The organism is Micromonospora sp. B006, assembly GCF_003408515.1.
Lineage (GTDB): Bacteria > Actinomycetota > Actinomycetes > Mycobacteriales > Micromonosporaceae > Micromonospora > Micromonospora echinospora_A.
This window is the reverse complement of the sequence record NZ_CP030865.1, coordinates 4,840,609-4,851,339: the sequence shown is the minus strand read 5'-3', so window position 1 is coordinate 4,851,339 and position 10,731 is coordinate 4,840,609. Positions and strand designations below refer to the sequence as shown.

Here is a 10,731-nt window from a genome sequence, read left to right as displayed (position 1 = left end):
TCGCTCCGGCCGCGGTGGCGATGATCGTCATGTCCGGCTGCGGCGACGGCGACGACACGCCCTCGGCCGGGTCGGCGGCACCCTCCGCGCCGGCCGCCACGTCGGTGCCGCCGGTGACCCCGGCTCCGGTGGGCCTCGACGCCGCCACCCGGACGACCTGCGCGACGGCGGAGAAGGACATCACGGCCGCCCTGAAGGAGGTGGCCGAGGCGGAGAAGATCGGCCCGCCGGCCGGCCACTCCGCGGTCAGCGCGCAGTACTCGGCCGGAGCGGCGACGCTCTACACGCACGCCTTCACCAGCAGCGACGAGGTCAACAACGCGGTGAAGGGCGTCGCGACCGAGATGGCCGACCTCGCCGACGCCTGGGCCAAGGCGCCGGGCAAGGCGCCGGGCAAGGCGGATCTCACCGCCGCCCGGGACAAGCTCAAGGCGGCCTGCGCGGCCGACTGAGGAATGCACCGCCGCGGGCCGGTCCGCCCGGCCCTTCGGGGTGTTAAGAAGGGCCCCTTCTACAACGCCAGGCGTTAAGAAGGGGCCCTTCCTTACATCGCCGGGGGCGCTCAGAACGCGCAGGCGATGACCAGTTCGGTGGTGCGGTCGGGCAGCAGGTCCAGCTTCGCGATCCGGCCCGCCGCCCGCAGGTCGTCGGCGACAGTGCCGAGCTGGTCGAGCACGGCCGCCGGTCCGAGCGCCTCGGCCAGCGGCACGTCCGCCTTCATGGACAGCTTCCGTTCCGACTTGGCGCGGCGCACCTGACCCAGCGCGTCCGCGGCCAGCCGCAGCAGCTCCGGATCGCCGGGCGCCTCCATCGCGCGGCCCACCTCGTACGTGGTCGGCCACGGCGCTCGGTGCACCGAGCCGTACCGCCACCACGACCAGACCTCCTCGGTGACGAACGGCAGCACCGGCGCGAACAGGCGCAACTGCACCGACAGCGCGGTCGCCAGCGCCGCCCGGGCCGAGTCGGCCGCCGGCCCGGTGCCGTAGGCGCGCTCCTTCACCAACTCGATGTAGTCGTCGCAGAACCGCCAGAAGAACGCCTCCGTGGCCATCAGGGCAGCCGTGTGGTCGTACCCGTCGAAGGCGGTGGTCGCGGTCGCGACCACGCCGGACAGTTCGGCGAGCATCGCGGTGTCCAGCGGTTGCGTCGCCGCGGCCCGCAGCGCGTCGGCGGCGCCCAGCCCGAGCGCGAACCGCGACGCGTTGAGCAGCTTGGTGGCCAGCCGGCGGCCCACCTTGACCTGGGCGGGGTCGAAGGCGAGGTCCGTGCCCGGCTTGCCGTTGGCGGCCCAGTAGCGGACCGCGTCGGACCCGTTCTGCTCCAGCAGCGCCATCGGCGTGACCACGTTGCCCTTGGACTTCGACATCTTCTTGCGGTCCGGATCGAGGATCCAGCCGGAGAGCACAGCCGTGTGCCAGGGCAGCGTGCCATGCTCCAGGTGGGCGCGGGCCACAGTGGCGAACAGCCAGGTCCGGATGATGTCGTGCCCCTGCGGGCGCAGGTCCATCGGGAAGACCCGGGCGAACAGGTCCGGGTCGCTCTCCCAGCCGCCGACGATCTGCGGGGTCAGCGACGAGGTGGCCCAGGTGTCCAGCACGTCCGGGTCACCTGTGAAACCGCCGGGCACGCCGCGCTGCGACTCCTCGTATCCGGGCGGCGGCTCGCTGCTCGGGTCGATCGGGAGCGTCGCCTCGTCCGGTGTGAGAGGGTGGGACCAGTCCGGCTCGCCAGTGTCGTCGAGCCGGTACCACACCGGCACCGGCACGCCGAAGAACCGCTGCCGGCTGACCAGCCAGTCACCGGTGAGGCCACCCACCCAGTGCTCGTACCGGTGCCGCATGTGCTCCGGCACCCAGCGCAGCTCCCGCCCCCGGGCCAGCAGCTCCGCACGCAGGCCGGCGTCCCGGCCACCGTTGCGCAGGTACCACTGCCGGGTCGAGACGATCTCCAGCGGCCGGTCGCCGCGCTCGTAGAACTTCACCGGGTGGGTGATCGGGCGCGGCTCGCCCACCAGGTCACCCGCGTCGGCCAGCAGCTCCACCAGCGTCCGCCGGGCGCCGTTGACGGTCTGCCCGGCCAGCGCCGCGTAGGGCTCCGCCGGCACGCCGGCCGGCGGCTCCGGCAGCAGCCGACCGTCCCGGCCGATCACCACCCGGGTGTCCAGCCGCAGCTCACGCCACCAGGTCACGTCGGTCAGGTCACCGAACGTGCAGACCATCGCGATGCCCGTGCCCTTGGCCGGGTCCGCCAGCGGGTGCGCGCGCACCGGCACCTCGACCCCGAACACCGGGGTACGCGCAGCCGCGCCGACCAGGTCCGCGTACCGCTCGTCGTCGGGGTGGCAGACCAGCGCCACGCAGGCCGGCAGCAGCTCCGGCCGGGTGGTGTCGATCAGCACCTCGCGGCCGTCCGGCCCGGTGAACCGCAGCCGGTGGTACGCGCCCGGCCGCTCCCGGTCCTCCAGCTCCGCCTGCGCCACAGCGGTGCCGAACCCGACGTCCCACAGCGTCGGCGCCTCGGCCTGGTACGCCTCGCCCCGCGCCAGGTTGCGCAGGAACGCGCGCTGGCTGGCCGCGCGGGCCGCCGACCCGATCGTGGTGTACGTCAGCGACCAGTCCACGGACAGCCCGAGCCGCCGCCACAGCGCCTCGAACGCCTTCTCGTCCTCCACCGTGAGCAGTTCGCACAGCTCGATGAAGTTGCGCCGGGAGATCGCCGTCGGGTTCTTCCGGGCCGCGTCGTCCACCGGCGCGGCCGGCGGCCGCCAGTCCCTGTCGTACGGCAGCGCCGGGTCGGGACGCACGCCGTACACGTTCTGCACCCGGCGTTCGGTGGGCAGCCCGTTGTCGTCCCAGCCCATCGGGTAGAAGACGGTGCGCCCGCGCATCCGCTGGAACCGGGCCACCGTGTCGGTGTGCGTGTACGAGAAGACGTGCCCCATGTGCAGCTCGCCCGACACGGTCGGCGGGGGAGTGTCGATCGCGTATACGTCCGACCGCTCCTTCGTGCGGTCGAACGCGTACGTCCCGTCGGACTGCCAGCGGCGGGCCCAGGTCTCCTCGAGTCCGTCCAGGCTCGGACGCTCGCGGACGCCGCCGCGGGCGCTGATCGTCGTGTCGGTCATCAGCCGATGGTAGGCAGCCCGGCTGCCCCGATCCACGACTTTCCCCACCCTGCGCGTCCTCACTGATCTTGCACTTTCCGCCCCGGCACAAGCCGCTTTCCGGGCATCCCGTGGGCCGTAAGCGCAAGATCGGCGAGGGTCGGAGGGAAGGGTCAGAGGAGGGAGTCGCGCCACTGGCGGTGCAGGGCGGCGTAGCGGCCGTCGGCGGCGATCAGCTCGGCCGGTGGGCCGTCCTCCACGATCCGGCCGCCGTCGAGCACCAGCACCCGGTCAGCGATCTCCACAGTGGAGAGACGATGGGCGATCACCAGGGCGGTGCGGTCGCGCAACACGTTGTGCAGGGCCCGCTGCACCAGCCGCTCGGTCGGCACGTCCAACGACGAGGTCGCCTCGTCCAGGATCAGCACCCGCGGGTCGGCGAGAAACGCCCGGGCGAACGCCACGAGCTGCCGCTGCCCCGCGGAGAGCCGGCCGCCGCGCCGGTGCACGTCCATGGCGTACCCGTCGGGCAGCGCGGCGATGAAGTCGTGCGCGCCGATCGCCCGCGCGGCCGCGACCACCGCCTCGTCGTCGGCGTCCGGCCGCCCGAACCGGATGTTGTCGGCCACGGACCCGCTGAACAGGTGGGTCTCCTGGGTCACCAGCACCACCGCCCGGCGCAGCTCGGCGTCGGCCAGGTCGCGCAGGTCCACACCGTCGAGGTCGACAGCGCCCGCGTCCGGATCGTGGAAACGGGCCAGCAGCTTCGCGACAGTGGACTTCCCGGCGCCGGTCGGCCCGATCAGCGCCACTGTCTGCCCGGGCGGCACGGTCAGGTCCAGGCCGGACAGGATCGGCGTCTGCCGTCGGTAGCCGAAGTCGACGGCGCGGAACGTCACCGTCCCGCGCGGCGGCCCGGCCGGCAGCGGCACCGCGTCCGCCGGCTCGGCCACCGCCGGACGCTCGTCCAGCACCCCGGCCAGCTTCTCCAGCGCCGCGGTCGCCGACTGGAGCGCGTTGTAGAACTGGCTCAGCTCCTCCATCGGCTCGAAGAACCGGCGCAGGTAGAGCAGGAACGCGGCGAGCACGCCCACCTCCACGCCGCCGCCCAGCACCCGCCAGCCGCCGTACCCGAGCACCACCGCCGTGGTCAGGTTGCCGATCAGCCGGATACCCGGCGAATAGATCGCGATCAGCCGAAACGCGCGCAGGCTGGAGCGCCGGTAGTCGTCGTTCACGGCGGCGAAGATGCGCTCGTTGCGGGGCTCCCGGCGGTACGCCTGCACCGCCCGGATCCCGCGCAGCGACTCGACGAAGTGCACGATGACCAGCGCCACCGCCTCCCGGGTACGCCGGTACGCGCCCGCCGAGGCGCGGGCGAACCAGCGCGACAGCACGAACAGGAACGGGAAGGCGAGCAGCGTCACCGCCGCCAGCGGCAGGTCCAGCCAGAGCAGGATGCCCGCCACGGACAGCACCGACAGCCCCGCCATCACCAGCTTGTCGATGCCCCCGTCGACCAGCTCGGCGATCGACTCCAGGTCACTCGTCAACCGGGACACCATCCGGCCGGAGGTGTAGCGCTCGTGGAAACCGACGTCGAGGCGGAGGAAATGCCCGTACACCCGTCGTCGCAGGTCCAGCAGGACGGCCTGGCCGATCCGGGCGGCGAGGGTGAGGAACGCGCGCCGGGCCGCGTACTCGACAGCGGTCGCGACGACAAACGCGGCGGCGACCGCGATCAGCGGGCCGGGATCGCCTGACCGCAGCGGACCGATGCCCCGGTCGATGCCGAGCATGACCAGGTACGGCCCGGACATCGCGGCGGCGTTCTGGGCCAGCAGCAGCGCCACCGCCAGCCCCAGCGCGCGCCGGTGCGGGCGCAGCAGTTGCCGCAGCAGCAGCCGGCTGCGGGCGCGGAGCCGGGCTACTGCCGCCGGGGAGGAGTCCTCGGCGCGGCTGCGGTCGGCGTCCGGGTCGGTGGCCCGGCCGCGCCAGCGGGACAGGTCCTCGCGTCCGCCGGTGCGGTTCGCGTCGTCGCGTGCGCCGGTTGCGCCGTGCGACTTCCGGTGCCCGGCGGTACGCGCGCCGGTGTCGCGCGGCGCGTCGCGGGGCCGGGGCACCCGCGGCGCGCCGCCGGTCACGAGCGCACCAGACCGACGCCGTCGGAACGGCGCTCCGGCTCGGCGGAGAGCACCGCCCGGTACGCCGGTACCCGGGCCAGCAGCTCCGAGTGGGTGCCGACGGCGACGATCCGGCCGCCGTCCAGCAGCGCCACCCGGTCCGCCAGCGCCACAGTGGACGGGCGGTGCGCCACCAGCAGCGCCGTGGTGCGGCTCTCCCGTAGCACCCGGCGCAGTGCCGCCTCCACGAGCGCCTCGGTGTGCACGTCGAGCGCGGAGAGCGGATCGTCGAGCACCAGCAGGGCGGGCCGCCCGAGCACCGCGCGGGCCAGCGCGAGGCGCTGCCGCTGCCCGCCGGACAGCGACAGCCCCTGTTCGCCGACCCGGGTGGCCAGCCCCCAGGGCAGCTCGTACGCGAAGTCCGCCTGCGCCAGCGCCAGCGCCGCCCGGACCTCCTCCTCGCCCGCGTCCGGCCGCCCCAGCGTCAGGTTCTCCCAGACCGACATGGAGAACAGGGTCGGCTCCTCGAACGCCACCCCGACCAGCCGGCGCAGCGAGCCGAGCCGCAGGTCACGCAGGTCGCGCCCGTCGATGGTGATCCGGCCGCCGGTCACCTCGTGCAGCCGGGGGACGAGCGACAGCAGCGTGCTCTTGCCGCAGCCGGTGACGCCGACGAGCGCCATCGTCTCGCCCGGCTCGACTGTCAGGTCCAGGTCGTGCAGCACCGGCGCCGAGGTGCCCGGGTAGCGGAAGGTGACCCCTTCGAAGCGGAGCCGGCCGCGTATGTCGGCGCGATCCAGCGACCGGGCGTGCGGCGCGTCCACGATCGTCGGCCGGGTGTCGAGCACCTCCTGGATCCGGTCGGCGGCGGTGGCGGCCTCCTGACCGTTGGCGATGATCCAGCCGAGCGACTGCACCGGCCAGATCAGCATGAGCTGAAGGCTGACGAACGCGACCAGCTCCCCGATGGACAGCGCGCCCTCGGCGACGGCCGCCGCGCCGGTCACCAGGACCGCGCCGAGGGTCAGGTTGGGCACCAGGTCGAACAGCGCCGAGGTGCGGGCCAGCAGCCGCGCCTTGCCGATGCCGGTGTCGTGCAGTCGGCGCGCGCCGACGGTGAACCGGGCCGCCAGTTCCGGCCCCCGCCCGTACGCCCGCATGGTGCGCAGCCCCTGCGCGGTCTCCTCGACGAGCGTGGCCACGTCGCCCTGCTGGTCCTGCATCCGGCGCGACGCCGCGTGGTAGTGACGGGCGAAGCGGCGGCTGATCAGGAACAGCGGTACGGCGCTGGCCGCGACGAGCGACCCCAGCCAGGGGTGCAGCCGGATCAGCAGCACCACCACGGCGGCGTAGGTGATCAGGTTGAGCACCAGGAACAGCAGCCCGAAGGAGAGGAACCGCCGGATCACCGAGAGGTCGCTGGTGATCCGGGACAGCAGTTGGCCGGACTGCCAGCGGTCGTGGAAGCCGGCCGGGAGGCGTTGCAGGTGGGCGTAGATGTCGGCGCGGATGGCCGCCTCCATGCCGACAGAGGACGACGACTGGGTCCACCGCCGGATGAAGATGAGGACCGCCTCGGCCAGCCCGAGCAGCAGCGCGAGGCCGCCGAGCCGCAGCAGCCCGGCCTCGTCGTGCCGGGCCACCGGCCCGTCGACCACCCGCTGCACCACGAGCGGAACGGCCAGGCTCGCCGCGGTGGCCGCCAGCGCCGCCACCAGCAGCCAGGCGAACTCCGTCGCGTACGGGCGCAGGTAGGACCGCAACCGCCAGAGGTTGCGCAGCGGCTGGGACCGGGCGTCGTTTTGCGCCGCGGGGTTGCCGTCGCTGGGCGCGGGCACTACCCGACGGTAGCCGCCGGGGGTGACGTTTCCGCTGTCAGCTAGCCGTCACCCGTCCCTCATGCCCGAGAAGCCACTTCTTCACGTGCAGGCCCCAGCGGTAGCCGCCGAGCGTGCCGTCGGTGCGCAGCACCCGGTGACAGGGCACGAAGAGCGCTGCGGCGTTGCGCGCGCAGGCCGCCGCGGCGGCGCGGACCGCGGCGGGTCGCCCGGCCAGCGCGGCGAACCCGGTGTAGGTGACCGGATCGCCGGGCTTGACGTCGCGCAGCACCTGCCAGGCGTGCGTCAGGAAGAGCCCGCCGCTGTGCTGCTCCACCGGGATCGCGTCGATCGCGGCGAGGTCTCCGTCCAGGTAGGCCCGCACGGCGGCGGTCACCGGCCCGAGGTCGGCCCGCTCCCGCAGGTCGCCGCGCAGGCTCTGGTGGGTCAACGGCGCCAGGGCCGCCGGGTCGGGCGTGAAGCCGGCCGCGCGTACCGCGCCGTCGGGCCCGGCGAGCACGCTCAACGGGCCGACGGGTGTGTCGATGACGGTGCTGTCCACAGTGCTCATGCTGCTCTCCAGAGTCGGATCGTCGCGTAGGACCGCCAGGGGCGCCAGCGGTCGGCGTACGCGAGCAGGGTCTTGGGGGTGTCGGGCAGGCCGAGCGCGGTTGCGCCGCGGCGTACGCCCAGGTCGGTGGTGAGGGCGACATCGGGGTCGCCGAGTGCGCGCATGGCCAGGTAGCCGGTGGTCCACGGGCCGACGCCGGGCACCGCGGCCAGGAGCCGGACCGTCTCCTCCCGGTCGCCTCCGGGTTCCAGGTCCAGCGTCCCGTCGGTGACGGCGCGGGCCAGCGCCCGGATCGTCTCCCGGCGGGCCGCCGGCATCCGGAACGCCGGGTCCGGCGCCGCGAGCACGTCGGCCGGGCCCGGGAACGCCACCAGGCCGTCCGCCGGGTCGTCGGTGCCTGAGCCGCTCGCGGACCGGGTGGCGGAGAGCAGGCGGGTGAGCGTGGTCCGCGCCGAGGACAGCGAGACCTGCTGGGTCACGACGGCGCGGACGGCCAGCTCGAAGCCGTCGACCGCGTGCGGGAGCCGGACGCCGGGCTCGGCCGTGACCGCCGGGGCCAGCGCCGGGTCGGCGGCCAGGGTGGCGTCCACCGCGACCGGGTCGGCGTCCAGGTCGAGCAGGCGGCGGCAGCGGGCTACGGCGGGGGCCAGGTCACGCATGTCGGCCAGCCGCAGCGTGGCGGCCACGTGCCCGTCGGACGGGGTCAGCGTCACCGTGCCGGGACCGTGCGGCAGGCGCAGCGCCCGGTGGTAGGTGCCGTCGCGGACCACCTCGACGCCGGGCAGCGCGCGCAGCGCGAGGAAGTCCAGCAGCGCGCCCGCGTGCAGTGGTGGCCGGTACGCCAGCCGCAGCGAGAGCGTGCCCGCCCCGGTGGCCGAGGCCGGCCCGGGTCGCCCGGCGCGCAGCTCGGACGGGGTGCCGCCGTAGACCTCCCGGACCGTCTCGTTGAACTGCCGGACGCTGCCGAACCCGGCGGCGAAGGCCACCTCGGCCAGGCCGAGACCGGTGGTCTCGATGAGGATCCGGGCGGTCTGCGCGCGCTGCGCCCGGGCCAGCGCCAGCGGGCCGGCGCCCAGCTCGGCCTGGAGCATCCGGTGCAGGTGCCGCTCGGTGTAGCCCAGCCGGCCGGCCAGCCCGGGCACCCCGTCGCGGTCGACCACGCCGTCGGCGATCAGTCGCATGGCGCGGCCGACCAGGTCGGCCCGGACGTCCCACTGGGGGGAGCCGGGCGCCGCGTCCGGGCGGCACCGGCGGCACGCCCGCAGCCCGGCTCCCTGCGCGGCGGCGGCCGACGGGAAGAAGCGGACATTCTGCCGCTTCGGCGTCATCGCCGGACAGGACGGCCGGCAGTAGATCCCGGTCGACGTCACGCCGGTGTAGAACCAGCCGTCGAACCGCGGGTCGCGGCTGTCGACGGCCCGGTAACACCGCTCAAAGTCCAGCTCCATGCCCCGATCCTGCCTCGCGCTCCCCGGCTGCGGCTGGCGGGATTCGGACATGACGTGTGGCAGTCCCGCCAGCTCGGGGAGGTGGCGGTATCCCCGGTTCCCGGATGGCGCCACCCCGGCGAAACGGCGTGGATCATGCTCGGCGGACCCGAGAAAGTGTCGTAAGTGGTCGGTACGGTCCCGCCACCAACTCAAGAAATGGTGCGGGGCATGGCGAGCGTGGCCGGGCGGGGTGTCCGCTGATGCGATCGGGGCGGGCACCGTTGGACGCCGCGGTGGTGCAGGGCTTCTACGAGCGGATGAGGATGGTGGCGCCGGCCGCGTACGGCGCGATCGAGCGCGATCGGGCCGGTGACGCCGGTCGCCCCTTCCCCGACACCGCCTGCGGCCGGCTGGCCGGCTCGCTCGACCCGGACGGGCTGCGCGCGCTCGGCATGTGGGCGCACCACTGGTGCATGCGCTTCTACGACGACGACACCCGCGTCGGCCTGCGGCTGGTCCGGGAGATCGCCGCCCGCTCCGGCCTGGGCTGGACCGCCGACGAGGTGCGGTGGCTGCTCGACCGGTCGTACGAGGCCGGTTCCGCCGCCGCGCACCGGTTCACGCTGCCGCTGGCCGCCGCGGCGCAACTACCGGCCGGTGTGCTGCCCGAGGGCGTCGCCGCCGAGGCGTGGCCGGACGACTGGCGCCGGCTGCGAGCCGGCTGACGGCGCCGCCACCAGGCCGCCGTCCCGCCGCCTGCCCGAACGCCGGCCAGCGCCGCCGTCGGGCGGTCCGCGTCGCCGGTCGGCAGCGGGCGCGACGATCGGTCCGGCAGCTGGGCCAGCACCATCGCCGCCACTGCCACCGCGAACCCGGTGAGCTGGACCGGATCCAGCGCCTCGCCGAGCACCGCCCAGCCGAGCGTCGCCGCGGTGAGCGGGCTCAACGCGCCGAGCACCGACACCTGGGCCACCGGCAGCCGCGTCGCCCCACGGAACCACAGCACGTACGCCAGCGCGGTGCCGGCCAGCCCGAGCCACGCGTACCCGAGCACTGCCGGCCCGTCGGGCACGGGCGGCGCGCCCTCGACGGCGGCGGCGACCGGCACGATCATCAGGCCACCGGCGACGAGCTGCCAGCTCGTCGCGGCCAGGACGCCCACTCCGGGCGGCCGGCCCCAGCGGCGGGTGAGCACCAGCCCGGCGGCCATCGCCACGGCCCCGGCGAGCCCGGCGGCGACGCCGAGTGGGTCGAGGCCGGCGCCGGGGCGCAGCACCACGAGGGCGACACCGAGCGGGGCGGCCACGGCGGCGACCAGCGCCGGCCGGGTGGGACGGTCGCGGAGCAGGGCCACCGTGAGCACCGCTACGAGCAGTGGCTGCGCGGCGCCGAGCACGGCGGCGGTGCCGCCGGGCAGCCGGTACGCGGCGAGGAACAGCAGCGGGAAGAACACCCCGATGTTGAGCGCGCCGAGCAGCGCGGCGCGTCCCCACCAGCGGCCGTGTGGTCGTCTTCGGGTCAACGCGAGCAGCAGCAGACCGGCCGGGAGGGCTCGGATCGCCCCGGCCCAGAGCGGCCGGTCCGGTGGCAGGAGTTCGGCAGTCACCAGGTAGGTGGTGCCCCAGGTGACAGGGGCGGCGGCGGTCAGCGCGACGTCTGTCCAACGGCGGTTCATGGCGCTCTC

General features: G+C 74.7%; 7 protein-coding genes and 1 pseudogene. 2 read left to right on the top strand and 6 right to left on the bottom strand.

What is annotated here, in order from left to right:
• The first annotated feature begins 14 nt into the window (after positions 1 to 14).
• On the top strand, positions 15 to 452 hold the full coding sequence (locus MicB006_RS21740; protein WP_192900325.1) for a hypothetical protein: 438 nt from the start codon (positions 15 to 17) through the stop codon (positions 450 to 452).
• Positions 453 to 562: 110 nt separating this feature from the next.
• Here MicB006_RS21740 and valS read toward each other — a convergent pair whose 3' ends face one another.
• The 5 genes from valS to MicB006_RS21715 form a co-directional block, all read right to left on the bottom strand.
• On the bottom strand, positions 563 to 3,127 hold the full coding sequence (valS, locus tag MicB006_RS21735) for a valine--tRNA ligase (protein ID WP_116508556.1): 2,565 nt from the start codon (positions 3,125 to 3,127) through the stop codon (positions 563 to 565).
• Positions 3,128 to 3,279: 152 nt separating this feature from the next.
• Entirely contained in the window at positions 3,280 to 5,112 is a 1,833-nt protein-coding gene (locus MicB006_RS21730; RefSeq protein ID WP_225980835.1) for an ABC transporter ATP-binding protein, read from the bottom strand.
• Positions 5,113 to 5,246: 134 nt separating this feature from the next.
• Positions 5,247 to 7,067 carry an ABC transporter ATP-binding protein gene (locus MicB006_RS21725; protein WP_116508552.1) on the bottom strand — a complete coding sequence of 607 codons (1,821 nt, stop codon included), beginning with the start codon at positions 7,065 to 7,067 and terminating at the stop codon, positions 5,247 to 5,249.
• A gap of 37 nt (positions 7,068 to 7,104) precedes the next feature.
• Positions 7,105 to 7,617: a methylated-DNA--[protein]-cysteine S-methyltransferase gene (locus tag MicB006_RS21720; protein WP_116508550.1), complete on the bottom strand. Its 513-nt coding sequence runs from the start codon at positions 7,615 to 7,617 to the stop codon at positions 7,105 to 7,107.
• Positions 7,614 to 9,065 carry an AlkA N-terminal domain-containing protein gene (locus tag MicB006_RS21715; protein WP_116508548.1) on the bottom strand — a complete coding sequence of 484 codons (1,452 nt, stop codon included), beginning with the start codon at positions 9,063 to 9,065 and terminating at the stop codon, positions 7,614 to 7,616. Before MicB006_RS21715 ends, MicB006_RS21720 begins: the two co-directional genes overlap by 4 nt.
• Positions 9,066 to 9,307: 242 nt before the next feature.
• On the opposite strand from MicB006_RS21715, the gene MicB006_RS32430 reads away from it, so the two are divergent.
• Positions 9,308 to 9,772, top strand: a complete 465-nt coding sequence (locus tag MicB006_RS32430) for a hypothetical protein (protein ID WP_225980447.1) — start codon at positions 9,308 to 9,310, stop codon at positions 9,770 to 9,772.
• A 176-nt stretch (positions 9,773 to 9,948) separates the two neighbouring features.
• Here MicB006_RS32430 and MicB006_RS21710 read toward each other — a convergent pair.
• Positions 9,949 to 10,722 (bottom strand): annotated as a pseudogene (locus MicB006_RS21710) (EamA family transporter); the annotation flags it as partial.
• Between the last annotated feature and the right edge of the window lie 9 nt (positions 10,723 to 10,731).